The organism is Bacillus seohaeanensis, from assembly GCF_042684945.1.
In the GTDB taxonomy this organism is placed as follows: Bacteria; Bacillota; Bacilli; order Bacillales; family Bacillaceae_B; genus Rossellomorea; species Rossellomorea seohaeanensis.
Window position 1 is genome coordinate 1 of the sequence record NZ_JBHUMF010000029.1, and the last position, 20595, is coordinate 20595.

The window sequence follows — 20595 nt, forward strand, 5'->3', positions numbered from 1 at the left end:
TTAAAATAAAACTTGAATTAACGTTGACGTTTTGCTTTGTTCAGTTTTCAAAGTTCAATGTGTTTGCCGCTCGTTTTAAGCGACTTTAATATCATAACACCGACAATATTCAGTGTCAATAACTTTTTTTGAAAAAGTTATTCGATGTGTGTCACCCTGTTTTGCGGCAACAGATAATAATATACCACCATCTCGAAATTCATGCAACAGTTTTTTTGTTTATTTTTTATATTTACTAAGGAAAATATGGTAGTCAGAAAAGTAGCTGATTTTATAATAAAATGCCCGGCTTCTCTTCAAACAATATATAGTATATCCTGAACAAAAAGGGCACTATATATCGTTCAGATAGAGACTACCGGGCACTAAACAATCAAAATCTCCTACCTACTACTATAAACTAATCACGATGACGCATTAATGGGAATAGTAATACATCGCGAATAGATGGAGAATTGGTCAGTAACATAACAAGACGGTCAATTCCGATTCCAAGACCACCTGTTGGAGGCATACCATATTCAAGCGCTTCTACGAAATCTTCATCCATCATATGAGCTTCATCATTACCTTCTTCTCTTTCTTTTAACTGTGCTTCAAATCTTTCCCTTTGATCGATAGGGTCATTCAACTCAGTGAAGGCATTTGCATGCTCGCGGGCCACAATAAACAATTCAAACCTATCAGTAAAACGAGGGTCTTCATCATTTTTCTTTGCAAGCGGTGAGATTTCCACCGGGTGGCCATAAACGAATGTAGGCTGAATTAACTTCTCTTCGACCTTTTGTTCGAAGAATTCATTAACAACATGTCCAAATTGCATATTATCTTTAATTTCAATTCCGTGTTCTTTAGCCAATGCTCTTGCTTCTTCATCAGACATTTGCTTCCAGAAATCTACACCTGTATATTCTTTAACAGCATCAACCATATGAAGTCTTGTCCATTCTGGTTCAAGGTTAATGGAGTGTTCTCCATATTGTACAGTAGTAGAACCAAGTACATCTTTTGCGATGTGAGCAACAAGATTTTCTGTCAAAGACATGATATCGCGGTAGTCTGCATACGCTTCATAGAGTTCGATCATCGTAAATTCAGGATTATGTCTAGTAGAGACACCTTCATTACGGAATACTCGCCCTACTTCATATACTTTTTCCAGTCCACCAACAATAAGTCTTTTTAGATGAAGCTCTATTGCGATACGCATGAACAAAGGCATATCTAACGCATTATGATGTGTAATAAACGGACGGGCAGAAGCTCCTCCTGCAATAGCATGCATCATTGGTGTTTCTACTTCTAAGTAACCATTATCATCTAAGTATCTTCTCATAGATTGAATAATACGACTGCGAGTAATAAACGTCTCTTTACTCTCTTGACTCGTAATAAGATCTAAGTATCGTTGGCGGTAACGTTGCTCAACATCTTTTAGACCGTGGAATTTTTCTGGTAATGGACGTAATGATTTAGTAAGCAGGTGGAATTCTTGTGCTTTTACAGAAAGCTCTCCTACTTTTGTTTTGAACACAGTACCTGTAATTCCTACTAGGTCTCCAAGATCTGCAGTTTTAAAGATTTCATACTGTTCTTCCCCAATAGCATCTTTACGAACATAAATTTGGATTTGGCCAGGTAGATCTTGAATGTGAGCAAAACCCGCTTTTCCTTTCCCACGCTTTGTCATAATACGGCCAGCGATGGTAACAGTAATCTCTTTCTCTTCAAGCTCTTCTTTTGAGAATTCCTCAAATTGTGTTTTAATTTCATTTGAATCGTGGGAACGATCGAAGCGTTTACCGAATGGATCTAATCCTTTTTCGCGCAAAGCATCCATTTTATCCCGACGGACGCGAAATTGATCGTTGATTTCTTCGTGATTCATATTTTCCACTCCTATTCTATCTACTTTCCGTTTGCGATTTGCTATTTTATATGTTTTAATACCATACTATTTTACACAATAAAAAGGCTTGTAACACCCCTAAAGTGTTAGAACTATAAAAAAAGGCAGTCCCAAAGAGCCTTTCTACTCTTTAGTTCATGCCTTTTATAGAATAACATATTAAGATAAGAAATACATTAACTTGCTTATCCCGCAGATACTCGACTTGCTTTCGCCTCAATTTCTTCTGCTAGTTGCTCTAGTACAGAAACAAGTTCTTGTCTTGTATCACACTGATTAATTTGGTTACGGAATTTCGCGTTCCCACGAACACCTTTTAAATACCATGCTGCATGCTTTCTCATTTCACGAACAGCGATATTTTCATTTTTTATGCTAATCAATCGGTCTAAATGAAGTTTACAAACATCCATTTTTTCTCTTACAGATGGTTCATCTATCAGTTTACCCGTTTCTAAATATTGTACTGTTCTGTAAATCATCCACGGGTTCCCTAGTGCCGCTCTTCCAATCATAACACCGTCTACACCAGTCTCTTTTAACATCCTTTTCGCATCTTGAGGTGTTTTCACATCCCCGTTATCGATAACAAGAATGTTAACAGCTTGTTTTACATCACGGATGATATCCCAATTCGCTGTTCCTTTATACACTTGAACACGTGTACGCCCATGAAGAAATACAGCTTGAGCTCCTGCTGTTTCAATCGCTCTCGCATTTTCAATCGCAAATATGTGGTCTTCATCCCAACCTACTCTCATTTTGACAGTTACAAGCTTATCAACAGTATCTACTACAGCTGAAACCATTTCGTGAATTTTATTTGGGTCTAGAAGCCATTTAGCACCTGCATCACATTTTGTGATTTTTGGTACAGGACACCCCATATTACTATCAATAATATCCGCATTTGAATTTTTATCAACAAATTGAGCAGCCTCTACTAGCGTTTCTTTTTCACCACCAAAGATTTGCAAGCTCATTGGATATTCACGCTCATTAATGTGAAGCATGTTCATTGTTTTTTCATTTTGACGGACAATTCCTTTATCGCTTACCATCTCTGCACAGACAAGCCCTGCATCAAATTCTTTCACCGTTAATCTGAAAGCAGAGTTCCATACTCCAGCCATTGGAGCTAAAATGACTGGAGTATCCATTTGGATATTGCCAATTTTCAGCAAAGTAAAACATCCCCAAACAGTCACCATCTATATAAACGGAAACATATCTGTACCACTATTCTTCCTCAGGTATTAAATCCTCTACAGAAATATTTAACACCTCCGCTACCTTTCTAAGGAAATCTTCCGTAGGCATCCTCGTTCCTCTTTCTACTTCTCCAAGGACAGAAACGGAAATTTCCAATTCCTTTGAAAGTCCTTCCTGTGTGTATCCTTTTAATTTTCTAAATGCACGAATGCGTCTTCCCCATTTATCTGTTTCCATAACCGAACTCCTTCTTTATCAGGTATGTCGTCTAGAATGTCAATGAAAGGGGCCTTGAATTTAGGATGCATAAGGCTTGGAGCAATTTCTAGTAGTGGTATTAGAACGAATGCTCTCTCCTGCATCCTCGGATGTGGAATCTGAAGAATCTCTGATTCAATATTTTCGTCATTATAGAGTAAAATATCAAGGTCTATTATTCGTGGCCCCCATTTGAATTGCCGCTTCCTTCCTAGGTCCTCTTCTATCTGTAAACATTGGTGTAACAGGACTTCAGGGTTTAAATCCGTACTTATTTCCACTACCATATTCAAAAATTTACCTTGTTCTGTGTATCCCACTGGATCTGTCTCGTAAATAGAGGAAACACTCGTTATTTCGATATCTCCGTGACTACTAAGAATATCGACCGCTTCTTCTAAATACGTTTTTCGGTCTCCTATATTGGAGCCTAACGATATATACGCAATATTTTTCATCTTATTTGCTCCTAGTTATTTCTACCGCCACAGACTTGTAATGTCCGGGTATAGGGGGATCTGGTTTAATTAAAGTAATAGTGCAGCTTTTCACTATATCAAAGCTTTCAAGTAAAGAAGCAGCTATTTTTTCTGCTACTGCTTCCACTAAATTCATCGGTTTTCCTTCTACAATAGATTTACATACACCATAAACCTCTGCATAATTAACGGAATCCTTGAGATTGTCAGACTGCCCTGATTTTCTTAAATCTAGGTGAAGTTCAAGGCTAACACGGAATCTTTGGCCTAATGTATTTTCCTCTGAAAAAACTCCATGATAACCGTAGAACTCCATTTCTTCTAAAATGATCTTATCCATCAATCCCTCTCCTTCCCACAAGAACATCCATCATCTTCGCCATGCGGCTTATTTCTTTCACATCATGAACTCTCATAATATGACAACCCTTTTGAATACCATAACAAACTGTTGCACCTGTTCCCTCTAATCTTTCCTCCACGGGAAGGTCCATAATCTGTCCAATCATCGACTTTTTCGAGGTGCCTAATAGCACTGGGTAGCCAAGCCCGACAAATTTATCTAATTCTCGCATCATCTCTATGTTCAACTCTACATCTTTTGCAAATCCGATTCCAGGATCAAGGATAATTTTATCATCCTGTACACCAGCTTTTTTACAGATAAAAATACTTTCTTGAATATCTTGAATAACATCTCTAATAAAATGAGTATAATTCCTGTTATCCCGATTATGCATAAGAATAATTGGTACACCTGTTTCCGCTGCTACCTTTGCCATCTCCGGCTCATACTTTGCTCCCCAAATATCATTGATAATATGAGCTCCAGCTTTAATTGCAGCCTCTACTGTCTTCGCCCTATATGCATCAATAGAAATCGGTACATTTATTTCTGCTGAAATGGCTTCGATAATTGGAACAACCCTTTTTATTTCTTCTTCAACAGAAACCTGTATATGACCGGGCCTCGTTGACTCTCCACCTATATCAATGATATCCGCACCATCCGCAACCATTTTCCTTGCATGATTTACCGCTGCATCTAATTCGTTATAGGATCCTCCATCAGAAAAGGAATCGGGAGTTATATTTAATATCCCCATAATATATGTTTTTCTTGAAAAATCTAATGAATAAGGACCGCACTGAATAACATTACTCATTCTTCTTCCCCCTTACTAATTGGACATTGGACACTGGTAGAGGGAAATACACTAACGTATAAACGTAATACCAAGGTGCCTTCACTCCTACCGTTTATCTTTGTTTTAATGTGCTCTTTACCTCTTCCATGATACAGGAATTTCTGTCGAGTTTCATCGTACAATTATTTTACAAATGCTTTTTTCACAGAAAAAAGAGCCGCTATTTTAAGCAGCCCTTTCCTCTTAATACACCTATTAGTCTTCAAATTGATATAACGGAGTACTTAAGTAACGCTCACCATTACTTGGAAGAACCGCTACTACTTTTTTACCTTTTCCAAGCTTCTTCGCAACCTCAATTGCTGCATAGATTGCTGCTCCAGAGGAAATTCCACCAAGGACACCCTCTTCTTTCGCAGCCTTTCTTGCATATTCAAAGGCATTTTCGTTTGACACTTGAATCACTTCATCATAAATATCTGTTTCTAAAACTTCTGGAACAAACCCAGCACCGATTCCTTGAATTTTATGTGGACCTGGCTTTCCTCCAGACAAAATGGCAGAGTCTGTAGGTTCTACAGCGTAAATAGAAATATCAGGGTACTTCTCTTTTAATACTTGCCCTGCACCAGTGATTGTTCCTCCTGTACCGATCCCGGCAACAAATGCATCTAGTTGATCACCCATTTGCTCGACAAGTTCTTTTCCTGTTGTGAGACGATGCACTTCCGGATTTGCTTTATTATTAAATTGCTGTGGCATAAAGTAACCTTCGCCACTTGCCAATTCTCCAGCCTTACGAATAGCACCATTCATTCCTTCCGATCCAGGAGTAAGAACAAGCTCAGCCCCGTATGCTCTTAACAAATTACGTCTTTCCATGCTCATCGTATCAGGCATTACTAGCAACGCTTTATAACCTTTTGCTGCTGCAATCATAGCTAAACCAATTCCTGTATTACCACTTGTAGGTTCTACAATAGTGTAACCTGGTTTAAGCTCTCCTGACTTTTCAGCTGCTTCAACCATCGCTAATGCAATTCGATCCTTTACACTACTTCCTGGGTTCATGTATTCAAGTTTTAAATAAACATCAGCACTGTTTTCATCTGTTAATCTGTTTAGTTTTACTACAGGTGTACTTCCTACTAATTCTGAAATTGAATTTGCAACTCTCGCCATGCTTCTCCACCCCAAATTCCAAGTATTTTTATTGGTTTTAAGTAAATTTACCAATTTTCCGTCAATTTGTCAAAGAAAAAGCACTTCTTTTCTCCTTAAATTTCACTCCTATTTTATCCCCTACTTATCAACTAATGCCTCTAGAGTTCCTTATTGCTTCTTGCCATAAAACCATTCCACTCCAACTTCTTCCCAAAAATCTTCTGGTTGTACTGGAGTTTCTAACTGTTCCAGTGCAATTTGTCTCCTAATTTGTCGCTTCACCTCATCAAAACTATAATGTTTTTCTTTCGTCTTCCCTTCTAGACGATAAATAACGTAATGATCATCCACTGCCACTGGATTCGTCCACTCCCCATTGTCTAGTGACTCTAATTCCTTAATGGCTTCCTTTGATAAATAACCGGAATTAACTGGAATATACCCAATTTCTCCACCAAGTGCTGATGATTGCTTGTCTACTGAATGTTCCATTGCTAAAACTTTGAAACTCGACCCATTCTCTAATTCTGTTATTACTTGGTCGCTATCTTCTTTAGTTAGAACAGTTATTTGTGCAAGCTTGTACATAGTAGGAATTTGGTATAGCTTTTCATTTTCTTCATAGTAGGAAAGCATATCTTCTTCCTTTACTTTCACATCCTTTGTAAGATATTCCTCTAACATCAATTCCGCTTTCAATTGTTTCCGGACTGCATCTTCATCGAGCACCATTTTTTGGTCATATGTATTGTATACTGATTGGATAAGCTCATATTCTTGGTCAATTTGCTCTTTAGATATTTCAATCCCATTATCTTTAGCAACCTTCTCCATTACCTTTTGATTAACTAATGCTTTTAATTCTTGTTCGCCGTACTTTTTTTCTAATCTATGTAACCAGTCTTCCCTGCTTACCACTTCATCTCCAACTGTTGCAACGGTTTCAGAAGCCGCATCCGTACCACTTAAGCTTTTATTTCCTTTTCCCCACAAAACAAGCGTAACGATATTCGTTATAAGCAGAATAGCTATTACAGATAATAAGGCGGATCGTTTAATCTTCAATTTCTTTCACTTCCCCTTGTATACAAATAAAACTCCACCAAGCAGGATTGCTTCCTCCTGATGATGGAATTTTATTTTACTATTGTAATAAACCTTCTAATTCTTCTTTTGAGAAAACATACGTTTCATTACAGAAGTGACACTGTGCCTCAGCTTTTCCTTCTTTATCAATCATATCTTGAATTTCTTCATTTCCAAGGCTAATAATTGCATTGCCAAATCGCTCTTTTGAACAGCGGCATTGAAACTGAACTGGCAGCTTTTCTAAAACTTTCACTTCGCCTTTTCCAAGCACCTCTTCTAAAATCTCTTCTGGAGAAAGTCCCTTTTCAATCAATTTTGAAATAGGCGGGATTTGTTTTAGTCTTTCTTCAATTTTTGTTATTGTTTCATCTGTTGTTCCCGGCATTAATTGGATAATAAAACCGCCCGAAGCAAGGATGGAGTTATCCGGATTAACAAGGACTCCTACCCCAACAGATGATGGCACTTGTTCTGAGGTAACAAAATAATAAGTAAAATCTTCCCCTAATTCGCCTGATACAAGTGGAACTTGACCGGAAAAGTTTTCTCGCATGCCAAGGTCTTTCACGATAGTTAGTGTACCGTTTGTTCCTACAGCACGGCGGACATCTAGCTTACCATGTTCATTTAAATCAAAATGCGTTTGGGGATTTGTAACATAACCGCGCACATCCCCTTTCGCATTACTATCCACTAAAATATGCCCTATTGGACCGTCACCCTCAACCTTAACCGTTATTTTATTTTCGCCCTTAAGCATTGCCCCCATCATTACACCTGCACTGATGGATCGTCCAAGTGCGGCAGAGGCAGTTGGCCATGATTGATGTCTTCTTTGTGCTTCTCCAACTGTGTCCGTGCTTTTAACAGCATACGCACGAACTTGTCCATCGTACGCTAACGCCTTTACTAAGTAGTCACTCATTGCTGTTTCTCCTTTCATTTAATTCAAGTTTCTTTTATAAATCAGCTTTAACCCTTTTAGTGTCAGAAATGGATCTACAACATCTATAAGGTTCGTTTCTTGCCCAATTAGAGCTGCTAAACCACCTGTTGCAATGACTGTTGGTTCTGTACTACTTTGAGCTTTCATTTTTTTCACGATACCATCAACTTGCCCAACATAACCATATAAAATTCCTGCTTGCATTGCAGATACTGTATTTTTACCGATTACACTTTCTGGTCGAGCAATCTCAATTCTTGGAAGCTTTGCTGCTTTGGAATAGAGAGCTTCTGTTGATATTCCAATACCAGGAGCAATTGCTCCACCCATATACTGCTTATCCTCATTGATATAGCAATAGGTAGTTGCTGTACCAAAATCCACAATGATTAATGGACCTCCATATTCATGGATTCCTGCAACCGCATTAACAATTCTATCTGCACCAACTTCTCTTGGGTTTTCATACTTAATATTTAGTCCTGTTTTAATGCCAGGTCCTACAATAAGCGGGGAAATGCTAAAATACTTTTTACACATACGTTCTAACGAAAACATGATTGGTGGTACTACAGAGGAGATAATAATACCATCAATCTCATCAAAAGTGAGTCCAACATGCTCAAATAGACTTTTTACGAACATACCAAATTCATCTTCCGTTTTATGACGGTTTGTTTCTGCTCTCCAGTGATATTTCAAATAATCCTTTTCGTACACACCAAATACTATATTGGTATTCCCCACATCCATAACAAAAATCATTTTCTCACCTACTAAACCATTGTTTTCACACTGCCAACATCATACCACATTTTTTATTTGTAGGTAATTAGAAGCCTTGCTAAAACTTAACGTTTTTTACTATGGAAATACTATCCACATGTCACATTTTATCATTTCCTTAACAATAACAAAAAGCACCGCAATGGGTGCTTTTTGTTATTGTTAATCTTCTTTTTTGTTTTCTTCTGAGGCTTCCTCAACTGGTGTCTCTTCACTAGTTGTTTCTGCTTCTTCATTTTTCTTTTGGATAGTAACCTTCACGTCTTTACTTTCCCCTGACTCATCAGAAGAAGATGTTGGACGGTCTGGTAACTTTCCATGTTCCATTAAACTTTGAATTTGACCAGCGTCTAAAGTTTCTATTTCTAATAAAGTAGTCGCTATTAATTCAAGCTTATCTTTATTTTCCGTAAGAATTACTTTCGCACGCTCGTAGCAATCTTTAATGAAACGTTGGATTTCAAGGTCAATTTCATATGCAATCGCATCTGAGTAGTTTTGTTCATTATTAATATCTCGACCTAAGAATACTTGACCACCTTGCGCTTGACCGAATTGAAGTGGTCCAAGCTTATCACTCATTCCGAATTCGGTAACCATTTTACGAGCAATTCCTGTAGCACGTTGGAAATCATTGTGAGCCCCGGTAGAAACATCGCCAAATATAATTTCCTCTGCTACACGACCGCCAAGTAAACCAGTAATTTTATCGAAAAGCTCCGGTTTTGTCATGAAATAACGATCCTCTTTAGGAAGCATAACAGCATAGCCACCAGCCTGACCACGAGGTACTATCGTTACTTTATGCACCATCTCTGCATCTTCTAAAACATTTCCAATAACAGTATGTCCTGCTTCATGGAAAGCAACAATTTTTCTTTCTTTTTCAGAAATGACCTTGCTCTTTTTAGCAGGTCCTGCAATAACACGATCGGTTGCTTCATCGATATCTGTCATATCGATTTTTTTCTTATTATGACGAGCAGCAACAAGTGCGGCTTCGTTTAGAAGATTTTCTAAGTCAGCACCTGAGAAGCCTGGTGTTCTCATTGCAATAGCTTTTAAATCAACAGATTCCTCAAGAGGTTTATTAAGTGCATGTACCTTTAATACCTCTTCGCGCCCTTTTAAATCTGGACGGTCAACAGTAATTTGTCGATCAAAACGACCAGGACGTAACAAGGCTGGATCTAGAATGTCTGGGCGGTTAGTAGCAGCAACAATAATAATTCCTTCATTGGCACCAAATCCATCCATTTCAACAAGCAATTGGTTTAGGGTTTGCTCACGTTCATCGTGACCCCCACCAAGTCCTGCACCACGTTGACGCCCTACAGCATCAATTTCATCGATAAAGATGATACATGGAGCATTTTTCTTTGCGTTTTCAAACAAGTCACGTACACGAGAAGCACCGACACCGACGAACATTTCAACGAAGTCAGAACCACTTATAGAGAAGAATGGAACCCCAGCCTCTCCTGCAACAGCACGAGCTAGAAGCGTTTTACCTGTACCTGGAGGACCCACTAACAAGACCCCTTTAGGAATACGTGCACCCACATCGGCGAATTTGCGTGGGTCTTTTAAGAATTCAACGACTTCCACAAGTTCCTGTTTCTCTTCATCTGCGCCCGCTACGTCTTTAAAGCGAACTTTCTTTTTCTCTTCATTGTAAAGCTTGGCTTTACTTTTACCAAAGTTCATTACTCGACTTCCGCCGCCTTGAGCTTGGTTTAAAAGGAAGAAGAACAGAATGAAGATGATCACGAATGGAATGATGGTCGTAAAGAACGATACCCATCCGCTTGTTTCTTTTGCTTGAAGGACATTAACATCTACTTCTTGTTCAGCAGCAGCAGCATGAATTTGATTCATTAGCTGAGTGTCTGTTGTTAACACATATGTTAAGAAGTATTCCTCTTCTTTAAATCCTTCTAACTGGCCTCTTACTTCATAAACTCCTCTTCCTGGTTGAACAGAGAATGAGGTTACTTCACCTTCTTGTAAGTTGTTTATAAATTCACCAGTTTCAATATTCTTAGTTGGTTCATTGCTATTATTAAAGTAACTCACCACACCTATTATGACTAGAAATACTAGTAAATAGAAGATGGTGTTTCGAAAGATCCGGTTCATCCCTTACCTCCTCCCAAACGGTAAACAAACTATATAAAATAGTATCATAGAAAATCATGGCATTACAACAAATTAGCATCAGGGTTAGTCTAATCCCTCTTTACATTACACCTATTCTGGTTTTGTATACACTTTAGGCTTCAATACACCAATATAAGGAAGGTTACGGTATTTTTCAGCAAAGTCCAAACCGTATCCAACCACAAACTCATCAGGAACGATAAATCCTACATAATCTGCTTTGATATCCGCTTTTCGTCCAGATGGCTTATCTAAAAGAGTAACAATTTTAATTGATTTCGCTTTACGATAGCGGAAAAGTTCTACTAAATAGCTGAGTGTCAAACCGCTATCAATAATATCTTCAATTATTAAAATATCTCTTCCTTCTACTTTTGTATCAAGATCTTTAACGATTTTTACTTCACCGCTAGAAACAGTGGAATTTCCATAGCTAGAAACATCCATAAAGTCCATTTCCATATAAGCATCTACACGTTTAAGTACATCAGCCATAAACGGCATAGCTCCTTTTAAAACACCAATTGCTAGTGGAAAACGATCTTGATATTCTTCTGTAAGCTGCTTACCTAATTCTTTGACCTTCTCTTGAAGCTCTTCTTCTGAAATTAATACTTTTTCAATGTCTTGGTTTAACACTTTTTACTTCCTCCTAGAAATGGATTCCTCTTAAATTGTAAGACTAAACTGTAATGCTCGCTTTCTTCCATATCGTAATTCGACTTTCTAATTCCAGGAACCCACAGAACATTCTCATCAGCATCGACAACTATCGGCCAGCTGTTTCTTTCATGCAGCGGGATTTTCTCATCTATAAAGAGATTTTTCAACTTTTTTGTGCCATTTAACCCTTTGAGTTTTATTTTATCGCCAGGCTTCCTTGTTCTTACCGCTAATGGCAGAGTAACTTTGTTAGGGTTTACGAAAAGATAGTCCAATTCCGCATCCTTCTCATAGCCAATTTTTTCTTTCAAAACAAACTGGCTTCCATCTGGAATTTCAACCTCCCTATTCACCAAAAGCCTATAGCAATAATCAGACGAAACATCTGGTAAATCATCAAAGTGGAAATAGCATTTATCATAACTACGTGTAACTTTAAGCCCTTCCGGTAAATCCAAGGATATATTTGGAGATTTTCCTTTTAATATACCCAACACATCGTAAATATGTACTGACGATAAAGAAGACGGTTTAGCTTTGTAAAGATAATTTAATATTAGATGAATCGACCTTCTTTGTAAAGGCAGAGGCATCGTTAAAAAACCATTGATATGTAAAAAAGAAAAAGTATTATTCCATACCTTATTCAAGCTTTGTCTCGTTAATTCCTCTAAGAGTGTTTCATCTTGTTTCAATTCTTCACTAAACCGCTGAAATTGTTCATGAACAGCTGGATTTTCTTCTTTTAGAAAAGGTACAACCGTTTTCCGAAATCTATTTCTCGTATAGTTCGTTTTCTCATTACTAGGATCCCTTCTTGGTTCAAGAGATTTACTTCTACAGTATTCCTCTATCATTTCCTTATTAACCGAAAGAAATGGTCTAATAATTTCTCCTGAAGCAAATTGGCGTTTAACAGGGATCCCCGCTCTCGTTACTCCTCCCGAACCACGGGTCAGTCTCATTAAAATTGTTTCCACTTGGTCATCTCCATGATGCCCGAAAGCAAGCTTTGTTGCAGATGTTTTCTCCATTACTTCTTTTAAAAACTTGTATCGAAAATGCCTTGCCGCTTCCTGCCCCCTCTCTTTTATCGTTTTCATCTCTTCCGCTACATTTATACGTTCCCCATAAAAAGGAATATCATGTTTCCTACAAAATTCTTGTACGAAAAGGAGCTCTTGATAAGATTCTTCCCCTCTAAACATATGGTCAAGGTGCGCCGCTATAACAGTAATCCCTAAAACTTCACGATAGTCATGAAGAAAATGAAGCAGAGCGATGGAGTCAGGTCCACCTGAAACAGCTGTTACAATGACGTCACCTGGACAAATAAGATCGTGCTTATTGATAAACTCCTTTACATTTTGTTCAAACATTTCCTTAAAGCCTCTTCCTAATCGTTTTCTCTTATTGTATCAATTTTTTAGCCATTACACACGTTCTGTTACATTAATTCACCATATATGTAAAGAGCATATAATAGTGAAACAATACAAACAACAAGTACTGTTTCTAGAAAATGGCTAGTCTTCTTTTGGCGATTGTTTTGATATCTACTTGTATTCTGTTTATTATTTCTATTTTTAGAAGAAGGGGGTCTTGCTTGTTTGCTAGATTGTTGTGAAGTTTTTCTGTTGGTAGATGAATTATACGACCGACCAGTAGATAGCCCATCCAAAAGGCTGTCTCTCATCTCACTTGCTGTTTGAAATTTCCCCTTTAATGCAATTTCAATTGTCGGTTGAAACTTTTGAAGGTTTTGCTTCTGGTTAATCGCCTGCTTCAATTGAGTGATTCCACCTTGATCTTTTTTCGTAAATCGCCGCGGATAGGAGAGATTAATAAAAATCATTCCAACAGCAAAAAGATCATAACTAGGTTCTGCCTTCCGTGACCCCCCTAACCAATAACCTCTATCAAAGAACTCAGTGAATTCCTTAATAGCTCTTCCTTTTATCGTCGTACCTCCAACATCAATACACCGTATTCTATATGGAGGACCTGTCACAATAAGGTTTTCTGGTTTTAAATCACCAAATACCCATCCTTCTTGGTGAATACGTTCAAGATCAGAAAGGAGCTGCGCCATTAGTACACCCGTCCAAGATACGCCTTTATTCTGAACAAATGTTAATAGATCAGAGCCTTGAATATATTCCATTACATAAAAATGAATCTTTTTCCCTCTCACTTCCCAATCATCTACATCTATTAACCTAGGTCCAAGAGGTGCCCCTTGGACCTTTGAAAAAGACTTTAAAACATTTACTTCTGAAGTAATAGAAACATTATTATCACTCAATTTTAGTGCTCGGTAACCAGACGCCCCTTGTACAAGATAGACGATTCCATTTGCACCAAACCCCAATTCTTTCACGATCGTATACTGCTTTTTATACCACTTACCTTGAATGACTGTTCCTACAGGGAAATTAAATTGTTTCTTCAAAGTATTGTTCATCATCGTCACGTGAGAGCAATCCCCTTAATGAACGTTTTTTCTCAAAGTAGGACAGAGCCTCTGCTAACGCAGGACCAGTGGGGGTAATGCCACCGGGGGATAACTTTGAAAATACACTTGTCAATGCTTCGAGTTTTGGTGTCCAATCCAGTAATTTTTCGACATCTTTTCGTTTCCCAGGAAATACGAACACGGAAAACTTATTATCTCCCATTCTCGCATTCAAGCTTAGAGACAAGTCTAATAGCGCCTCTTTAACCGTCGGAAGTTTGTGTTTCATACTTGCACTTGTATCGACAAGAATCAACACTTCTATATCAACTGATTCCCCTAGCTCATCCACTACTTCCATTACCTCACCCCGTTTTTCTGGTGGGAGTTCTTCCATAGAAGCAGAACTTCCAAGGATTTGTTTTAACTCTGTATTTACAACCCCCTGTAATGTTTGGGTCATTGCTTTTCTTGTAACCATTTGTACTGTTTGGGATAACTGTTTCGCATAGACTACTTGACTAACACCGCCGCCAGACAATGCAATGCCTTCTATTTCCTGCATTCCTTTTTCATCTATTACATCATTCTCCATTACACCGATAACATTTACAGTAATACCTTGTTCCTTAGCAAGTGCAGCCATAGCAATTGGATCTTCACCTTGATTAGAGCAACCATCTGTTATTAATAGAATTTGACGAAGTGTTCCTGTCTTCATCCTCTTCCCCTCCTAATGATAAGATGGTATCAGCATCGCCTAATAGGAGTTTTTTTATACTCTACTAAAACTTATTTCAGAAGCATCCTGTGTTCGTTACGAGATTTGCTTTTTACTTTTTGGTTTCATATTTTGCACAGGAATAGATGTCCACTTCGGTATATTATGTTTAATTTTCGAAACAACAATTGTCATATCATCCTCTATTAATCCACCACTTGACCTTATCACCTCTTCCATAATGATGTCTGCAACTTCCTGAGGGTCATCCGTTTTTAGTTCTTTCACTTTTCTTTTCATCCATAAATCATAGTTCTCTACATGTTTTGGTCCTTCAAATGCGCCATCACTCATCATAATGAGCAAATCTTCTGCCTTCAATTGTTCTGAAACAACATCTACATCTACATCATCAAATATTCCCATTGGTAAATTACCCGCTTCAATTTTCACGACCTTATCTCCCCGTTTTATAAAACTTGGTGTTGACCCAATCTTTAAAAATCTTGAGGAAGCATCTTGAAGATCTATCATTGCTAAATCTAGAGTAGAAAAAATCTCATCATCTGTTCGTAACGAAAGAATGGAATTAACGGATTTTATCGCCACCTGTTCATCTATTCCTGTTTCTAGTATTTTTTGCAAAAGACTTAATGTTTCACTACTTTCGTAATGGGCTCGTTCCCCATTCCCCATTCCATCACTGATTGCAACAGCATATTTTCCTGCTCCAAGCTCGATCATTGAATAACTGTCACCTGAAATTAATCCTCCCCCTTTAGCTGCGTGAGCTACACCTGTATCAATGACAAATTTTTTCGCAGAACGGAATGTCACATGACACTGTCCATTTGGAAAACTTGCACAATCTTCCTTCTGCACGATTATCGTTTCTGCTAAAATACCCGAAAGCATCGGTGCAATTAATTTTTCGCCCTGCCCATGCCCTCCACAATACGGCGTTATCATATCAATATCTACACTTCCTTGTTCAAGGCTATAAATTTCAACATTTTCAATATCGATCCCTAACTCTTGTAATGCACGATGGATTTGCTCCTCTTGAATTTGGTGATTTTCCCGTTCTCGCTGTATCTCCCTTGCAAAGTCCTCCATTACTACGGATACTCCCGATAGCTGCTCCGCTACGAGCCTTCTGCTTTCTTGTACTTGCTTTTTTAATTTTAAATTAGCTTGGTAAAAAGTAAGCTCTTGATAAATTGCATCTTGTACTTTTTTTGCCTTTACACAATGATTATCCAACTCTCTTCCAATCCTAGGACTCAGCGGGATATTTCCTTCATCATACTCCGTCATGACCGTTTTCATTAAATTATACGTTTCATCAAAATTTCGTGACCAGCATTGTTCCTTTTTAAAGCACATTTGGCATGTTCGTTCTGTAACATTGCTGAGGAAATAATCAAACTCTTTTTCTTCTTGTTCTTCATCGAATTGTTTTTCCATCTGTTTGAAGCTGTTCGAAAGTGCTTGAAACACCGAAGAGAACTGTGTGACCCGATCTGCCGTTACATCTCTTACTTTTCGCATATAATGTTGTTGCTCCTGCATATGTTCAGCAGTTCCTGGTATATGTTTCGCTATTTTAGACATAAGGCTTTGAGGGGTCAAAAATAGCAATAAAATTGCTACGCCTGATTCATATAATGTTTTCGTTAAATTCGGATCGCTTTCCCCGTACATTCCAATTAATAATGTTGCAATCAATAGTCCGATAGCTGCTCCGATTTTTTTTCCTTCTTTTAAAAGTCCCCCTAATAAACCTGAAAATGCTAAAAGGCTCATTTGATAAAGACTTGAAACACTTGCCAGACTAAATATCAAACCTGTGACAACACCAACAGTAGAACCAACGGTAGCTCCAGCAATTAAGGAAAAAAGGATGACCAAATATCGGGAAAGAATATGCTCAATAGAAAGGTTGTAAAGAGACCAACCAATAGTTCCTGTCATAACCGATGCTAGAAGAATAATAAGACTTACCACTTCTTCGGTCTTTAATGAAACTCTTTGGCGATTAACCGTCACTAGAGGAATACTTTGAATAAAGATATACGTTAATATAAAGGTAAGACTCGCCTCTACAAGGGCCATAACACCATTATAAATAGTCAGAGTTTGAGCTTGTCCCATATAATCAAACGCTAATGTAGCAAATAACGAGGAAAAGAAGACAAAAAACGGAACCGCCTTCATATCACTTTTTCGATAGTTTTGTGTCAGACGAAAAGTTAATAGGAATAATACGGTTACCACAAACGTATAACTAATATTAGCTAATGAAATTGTGAGTGATCCCGCCAGTAAACCGATAAGTGCCAGTGGTGACCGATCTCTTCGCACAATGTATACGGAAGCGAAGAAAGGCAAGGCAAAAGGAGTAAGATGAGACAATATTAAAGCTCTTCCAAGCAAGAAGCCAATAATGAATAACGCTACACCTTTTTGAATAAAAAACCACTCTAACTTCGCCTGAATGAACTTCATTCCTTTTGAAAATTCCAACCTCGTATTCTCCATATCTACGTTCCGTGCAGGCTCCATTACACTATGTTCTATTTTCTCCATTCCTTAACACACTCCCCCATTTACTTTCAATTGTTGTTCATTATAGATTAGATACGTTTAAAACTTTGTCAAAATAAGGAGTTTAATTATCAGAAACTTTCGACCACTTTCTAGGCAATAACTGAAAAACCATCGAATATTTTAAAATCTATTATCGTTATTTACTACCATTAATCTACTAAAACAGTTAAAATACATTGATATAATGGGCCCTTGATATTCCCCCTCTAGTTTCAACCTAATATTCTATAAGGAAGCATTAAGGGATTTTTTGTTAGATAATGAAGGTTCCTGCCATTAAAGTTCAAACTAATTCGATATTTACTAACGACTTCTCAAAGAATCAAGTAGTGCCCCCGTTAGTATAAGGAATATTTTTGCTTATAAATTCTATTGACAAGCTTTTCAATTCTATGTATTATAGATTTTGTGCTTTTTAAATAGTACAAATTTATGGCGGTGTAGCTCAGCTGGCTAGAGCGTACGGTTCATACCCGTGAGGTCGGGGGTTCGATCCCCTCCGCCGCTACCATTTTTTAAGACGGCCCGTTGGTCAAGCGGTTAAGACACCGCCCTTTCACGGCGGTAACACGGGTTCGAATCCCGTACGGGTCATAAGAAAAACCTGAAGCAAAAGCTTTCAGGTTTTTTTGTATTTGCAGTAAAAATACTTGTCGATAAAAAAACAGAGACTAAAAAGGGGAATACCCTTCATTTAGTCTCTGTTTTACCCCAACCTGCTATATAGTTATAGACAGCAAGTTAACCTCTTTTTGCGCCTCTTCCACCGCGTCTTGATTCTGTATTTTTCTTAAGTGATGATAAGCGGTCCTCACTATCTTTTAAGAAACGCGCCATTTTTTGCTCAAAATTTTCCTTTGGGCGATGATCATTTTGTCTATTGTTATTGCGAGGACGCTGAGGACGTTGTGGGCGTTGCGGTTGATCCTTCGCTTTACGGATCGATAAGCCAATCTTCCCGTCATTCTCCACATTAATTACTTTTACAGTTACTTCATCGCCAACTTTAAGGTGCTCGTTAATATCCTTAACATAGTTGTCTGCAACCTCACTAATGTGGACAAGTCCTGTTGAACCTTCTGGTAATTCCACAAACGCTCCAAAATTTGTAATGCCTGTTACCTTTCCCTGTAACTTGCTGCCTACTTCAATTGACATAAAAGAAATGCTCCTCCTTAAAATTATAAAAGTAAACCTTACTATATATTATAGCTAATTTAAAAAAAGAGTGTCAATATGACAACTCTTCTTACTGCTTATCTTTCTTCGGTTCTGGTATGTTAAAAATTATTTCCCCCTCATCAGATAAGAAATAATCTCTACGGGCTAGCTTAGCTATATAGTCATCATCATTCAGCTTCACTATCTCTTCTTCTAAAATAGTTTGCTTTTTTTCAAGGCGAGAAAGTTTCTCCTCCATTTTTTCCATTTCATGCTTTTTCTGTTCTAGAACTTCGGCACGGGAAAGGAGTGTAGAAATTAACATCCCACTAATAGTGAAAACTAACAAAAAGAAAACAGTTAACCGGCGAACAAGACGTTTCCTTCTTTTTTGAGTTGATTTTGTAATTAACTCTTGTTGACGAACGTAGGCATTTTCCATAGGCGTTACATTTTTCCCCATCCCCGAGCCTCCTTTTTTAATTAGTGTAGCTTGACGCTTTTAAGCTTTATAGAGTCACTTTTCCTTTTTGTTGAAAAGCTTCGTTACGAACTTATTAACCTTTTTGATATAAAGACTACTAATTCCTGCTATTTTATTATATAACTTCTCGACATTTTTTGTAATGCTTTTTGGCAAAATACTCCAGATGCCATTCGTCACCCAAATCAACGGAGTAAAGAATACCTTTAAAATCCACTTGGTGACTTTCCAACTAAACAACAAGATAGATAAAATAACTTTCCCTATTCCTATTAAAAAGGAAAGTAAAAGCAGTATCAACCATTTAATCGGTGAAAAAATCAAATTGTTAAACATTTTTACGATAAAGTTATACAACGAAATAAAAAACTGTATAATAGCTTCAAGAAATCTCAAATACAAATATTTTAACACTGCCTGGTAGGCAGCGAAACCGCAAAGTAGGGCTATAAAGATATAGAAACGTATCTCCCCAAAATTGACAATAAATAATATATAGAAAATGAAAAGAGCTTGCAAGATCCAAAACAAAATGTCGTTTAGAAATACAAGCCATCGTTTCCTTTTTGGGCGATTGAGAAACCTGTTGTACGTATCGAGAGCTGCTCCAAATAAGCTTCCCATTCCAATCATCGCAAGCATTGTATAGAATTGAACAGTAAGGGTCATCGGAATAACTTGCTAAAGAACCCTTTAGCTTTCTCCCCGCTTTGTTCATCAATATAAACGAGGTCATTCACCTTCCCTTTAATAGAGACGATGCCTTTATCAACGTCTAAATTTTTCATCTGCAAATTATGCCCACGAACAGATAGAAACCCCATTACTGTTTCTAATAAAAATTCCTCATTATCAAAGCTTTCTACTTGTTTAACACCTGTAATATCTAGAAGTTTTCGGCCTCTCATAATGACATCATGCTCTTGAAAAGAACCTTTATCTTTGTTTCCATCATAGTATTGATTCATTTTCATCCCTCACATTCCCATAGTACAAGCTTTGTAACTATATTTATGTGAAAGGGACAAAAATAGAACTTAAAGTAACGTGTTCTTTATTCCTTTGTTTCGCTGACTCTTTCCTCACTAATAAGCGAATATAACTCATTTGCTTCATCTTTCTTTGTTGTTTCCTTCAGCATTTCTACCTTTACCCTCATTATTTTCTGACCAAACCTAACACTCAGTTCATCTCCAACTTTTACATTGGAACTTGCCTTTGCCTGAACCCCATTGATGGAGATCCTGCCTTGATCTGCTACTTCTTTCGCTAACGTTCTTCTTTTAATTAGCCTTGAAATTTTTAAAAATTTATCTAATCGCATCGTACCCATTCTTTTTTCTCCTTCTT

Annotated in this window: 21 protein-coding genes and 2 tRNA genes; 2 read left to right on the forward strand and 21 right to left on the reverse strand. The window is 37.6% G+C overall.

Annotated elements, in window-relative coordinates; translation table 11 throughout:
- Positions 1–400 precede the first annotated feature (400 nt).
- From lysS to spoIIE, 16 genes are all read right to left on the reverse strand, one after another.
- Positions 401–1897, reverse strand: a complete 1497-nt coding sequence (gene lysS, locus ACFSUL_RS11235) for a lysine--tRNA ligase (RefSeq protein WP_377935433.1) — start codon at positions 1895–1897, stop codon at positions 401–403.
- Positions 1898–2094: 197 nt separating this feature from the next.
- Positions 2095–3093 carry a tRNA dihydrouridine synthase DusB gene (gene dusB, locus ACFSUL_RS11240; protein ID WP_377935435.1) on the reverse strand — a complete coding sequence of 333 codons (999 nt, stop codon included), beginning with the start codon at positions 3091–3093 and terminating at the stop codon, positions 2095–2097.
- A gap of 55 nt (positions 3094–3148) precedes the next feature.
- Entirely contained in the window at positions 3149–3358 is a 210-nt protein-coding gene (locus tag ACFSUL_RS11245) for a helix-turn-helix domain-containing protein (protein ID WP_377935437.1), read from the reverse strand.
- Positions 3310–3837, reverse strand: a complete 528-nt coding sequence (gene folK / locus ACFSUL_RS11250; RefSeq protein WP_377935439.1) for a 2-amino-4-hydroxy-6-hydroxymethyldihydropteridine diphosphokinase — start codon at positions 3835–3837, stop codon at positions 3310–3312. The genes ACFSUL_RS11245 and folK overlap by 49 nt, the downstream gene beginning before the upstream one ends.
- Before the next feature lies 1 nt (position 3838).
- Entirely contained in the window at positions 3839–4198 is a 360-nt protein-coding gene (gene folB, locus ACFSUL_RS11255) for a dihydroneopterin aldolase (protein ID WP_071413727.1), read from the reverse strand.
- Positions 4191–5024 (reverse strand): dihydropteroate synthase, encoded by an 834-nt coding sequence (gene folP / locus ACFSUL_RS11260; protein WP_377935442.1) that lies wholly within the window; start codon positions 5022–5024, stop codon positions 4191–4193. Before folP ends, folB begins: the two co-directional genes overlap by 8 nt.
- A 237-nt stretch (positions 5025–5261) precedes the next feature.
- The gene (gene cysK, locus ACFSUL_RS11265; RefSeq protein ID WP_377935444.1) at positions 5262–6188 is read right to left on the reverse strand and encodes a cysteine synthase A; all 927 of its coding nucleotides are present in this window, start codon (positions 6186–6188) and stop codon (positions 5262–5264) included.
- 150 nt (positions 6189–6338) lie between these two features.
- Positions 6339–7235, reverse strand: coding sequence for a peptidyl-prolyl cis-trans isomerase (locus ACFSUL_RS11270; RefSeq protein WP_377935446.1), 897 nt, complete (start codon positions 7233–7235; stop codon positions 6339–6341).
- 79 nt (positions 7236–7314) lie between these two features.
- Positions 7315–8184 (reverse strand): Hsp33 family molecular chaperone HslO, encoded by an 870-nt coding sequence (gene hslO / locus ACFSUL_RS11275; RefSeq protein ID WP_377935448.1) that lies wholly within the window; start codon positions 8182–8184, stop codon positions 7315–7317.
- 18 nt (positions 8185–8202) lie between these two features.
- On the reverse strand, positions 8203–8970 hold the full coding sequence (locus ACFSUL_RS11280) for a type III pantothenate kinase (RefSeq protein WP_377935450.1): 768 nt from the start codon (positions 8968–8970) through the stop codon (positions 8203–8205).
- 183 nt (positions 8971–9153) lie between these two features.
- The gene (gene ftsH, locus ACFSUL_RS11285) at positions 9154–11130 is read right to left on the reverse strand and encodes an ATP-dependent zinc metalloprotease FtsH (RefSeq protein ID WP_377935452.1); all 1977 of its coding nucleotides are present in this window, start codon (positions 11128–11130) and stop codon (positions 9154–9156) included.
- 111 nt (positions 11131–11241) lie between these two features.
- On the reverse strand, positions 11242–11790 hold the full coding sequence (gene hpt / locus ACFSUL_RS11290; RefSeq protein WP_377935454.1) for a hypoxanthine phosphoribosyltransferase: 549 nt from the start codon (positions 11788–11790) through the stop codon (positions 11242–11244).
- Positions 11784–13193, reverse strand: a complete 1410-nt coding sequence (tilS, locus tag ACFSUL_RS11295) for a tRNA lysidine(34) synthetase TilS (RefSeq protein WP_377935456.1) — start codon at positions 13191–13193, stop codon at positions 11784–11786. The genes hpt and tilS overlap by 7 nt, the downstream gene beginning before the upstream one ends.
- A gap of 68 nt (positions 13194–13261) precedes the next feature.
- Positions 13262–14281, reverse strand: a complete 1020-nt coding sequence (locus ACFSUL_RS11300; RefSeq protein WP_377935525.1) for a protein kinase domain-containing protein — start codon at positions 14279–14281, stop codon at positions 13262–13264.
- Positions 14250–14990, reverse strand: coding sequence for a VWA domain-containing protein (locus tag ACFSUL_RS11305; protein WP_377935458.1), 741 nt, complete (start codon positions 14988–14990; stop codon positions 14250–14252). Before ACFSUL_RS11305 ends, ACFSUL_RS11300 begins: the two co-directional genes overlap by 32 nt.
- A 96-nt stretch (positions 14991–15086) precedes the next feature.
- The gene (spoIIE, locus tag ACFSUL_RS11310; RefSeq protein WP_377935460.1) at positions 15087–17579 is read right to left on the reverse strand and encodes a stage II sporulation protein E; all 2493 of its coding nucleotides are present in this window, start codon (positions 17577–17579) and stop codon (positions 15087–15089) included.
- 455 nt (positions 17580–18034) lie between these two features.
- Between spoIIE and ACFSUL_RS11315 the strand changes: the two genes are divergently transcribed.
- A tRNA-Met gene (locus ACFSUL_RS11315) sits at positions 18035–18111 on the forward strand.
- An 11-nt stretch (positions 18112–18122) separates the two neighbouring features.
- A tRNA-Glu gene (locus ACFSUL_RS11320) sits at positions 18123–18194 on the forward strand.
- Positions 18195–18341: 147 nt separating this feature from the next.
- On the opposite strand, the gene ACFSUL_RS11325 is transcribed toward ACFSUL_RS11320, so the two are convergent.
- From ACFSUL_RS11325 to ACFSUL_RS11345, 5 genes are all read right to left on the reverse strand, one after another.
- A complete protein-coding gene (locus tag ACFSUL_RS11325; RefSeq protein ID WP_377935463.1) occupies positions 18342–18758 on the reverse strand; it encodes a S1 domain-containing RNA-binding protein in 417 nt (138 codons plus the stop codon).
- A 91-nt stretch (positions 18759–18849) separates the two neighbouring features.
- Positions 18850–19224 carry an FtsB family cell division protein gene (locus ACFSUL_RS11330; protein ID WP_377935465.1) on the reverse strand — a complete coding sequence of 125 codons (375 nt, stop codon included), beginning with the start codon at positions 19222–19224 and terminating at the stop codon, positions 18850–18852.
- Between the two features lie 54 nt (positions 19225–19278).
- On the reverse strand, positions 19279–19914 hold the full coding sequence (yabQ, locus tag ACFSUL_RS11335) for a spore cortex biosynthesis protein YabQ (protein ID WP_377935467.1): 636 nt from the start codon (positions 19912–19914) through the stop codon (positions 19279–19281).
- Positions 19911–20213, reverse strand: coding sequence for a sporulation protein YabP (yabP, locus tag ACFSUL_RS11340; RefSeq protein WP_071414024.1), 303 nt, complete (start codon positions 20211–20213; stop codon positions 19911–19913). The genes yabQ and yabP overlap by 4 nt, the downstream gene beginning before the upstream one ends.
- An 86-nt stretch (positions 20214–20299) precedes the next feature.
- Positions 20300–20569, reverse strand: coding sequence for an RNA-binding S4 domain-containing protein (locus ACFSUL_RS11345; protein WP_377935527.1), 270 nt, complete (start codon positions 20567–20569; stop codon positions 20300–20302).
- Positions 20570–20595 lie beyond the last annotated feature (26 nt).

Excerpts from the sequence above, each read along its gene's own strand:
- ACFSUL_RS11245 (WP_377935437.1), bottom strand. The coding sequence starts at position 3,358 with ATGGAAACAGATAAATGGGGAAGACGCATTCGTGCATTTAGAAAATTA.
- folK (WP_377935439.1), bottom strand. The coding sequence starts at position 3,837 with ATGAAAAATATTGCGTATATATCGTTAGGCTCCAATATAGGAGACCGA.
- folB (WP_071413727.1), bottom strand. The coding sequence starts at position 4,198 with ATGGATAAGATCATTTTAGAAGAAATGGAGTTCTACGGTTATCATGGA.
- folP (WP_377935442.1), bottom strand. The coding sequence starts at position 5,024 with ATGAGTAATGTTATTCAGTGCGGTCCTTATTCATTAGATTTTTCAAGA.
- cysK (WP_377935444.1), bottom strand. The coding sequence starts at position 6,188 with ATGGCGAGAGTTGCAAATTCAATTTCAGAATTAGTAGGAAGTACACCT.
- hslO (WP_377935448.1), bottom strand. The coding sequence starts at position 8,184 with ATGAGTGACTACTTAGTAAAGGCGTTAGCGTACGATGGACAAGTTCGT.
- ACFSUL_RS11280 (WP_377935450.1), bottom strand. The coding sequence starts at position 8,970 with ATGATTTTTGTTATGGATGTGGGGAATACCAATATAGTATTTGGTGTG.
- ftsH (WP_377935452.1), bottom strand. The coding sequence starts at position 11,130 with ATGAACCGGATCTTTCGAAACACCATCTTCTATTTACTAGTATTTCTA.
- tilS (WP_377935456.1), bottom strand. The coding sequence starts at position 13,193 with ATGTTTGAACAAAATGTAAAGGAGTTTATCAATAAGCACGATCTTATT.
- ACFSUL_RS11300 (WP_377935525.1), bottom strand. The coding sequence starts at position 14,281 with ATGATGAACAATACTTTGAAGAAACAATTTAATTTCCCTGTAGGAACA.
- ACFSUL_RS11305 (WP_377935458.1), bottom strand. The coding sequence starts at position 14,990 with ATGAAGACAGGAACACTTCGTCAAATTCTATTAATAACAGATGGTTGC.
- spoIIE (WP_377935460.1), bottom strand. The coding sequence starts at position 17,579 with ATGGAGAAAATAGAACATAGTGTAATGGAGCCTGCACGGAACGTAGAT.
- ACFSUL_RS11325 (WP_377935463.1), bottom strand. The coding sequence starts at position 18,758 with ATGTCAATTGAAGTAGGCAGCAAGTTACAGGGAAAGGTAACAGGCATT.
- ACFSUL_RS11330 (WP_377935465.1), bottom strand. The coding sequence starts at position 19,224 with ATGGGGAAAAATGTAACGCCTATGGAAAATGCCTACGTTCGTCAACAA.
- yabQ (WP_377935467.1), bottom strand. The coding sequence starts at position 19,914 with ATGACCCTTACTGTTCAATTCTATACAATGCTTGCGATGATTGGAATG.
- yabP (WP_071414024.1), bottom strand. The coding sequence starts at position 20,213 with ATGAATCAATACTATGATGGAAACAAAGATAAAGGTTCTTTTCAAGAG.
- ACFSUL_RS11345 (WP_377935527.1), bottom strand. The coding sequence starts at position 20,569 with ATGCGATTAGATAAATTTTTAAAAATTTCAAGGCTAATTAAAAGAAGA.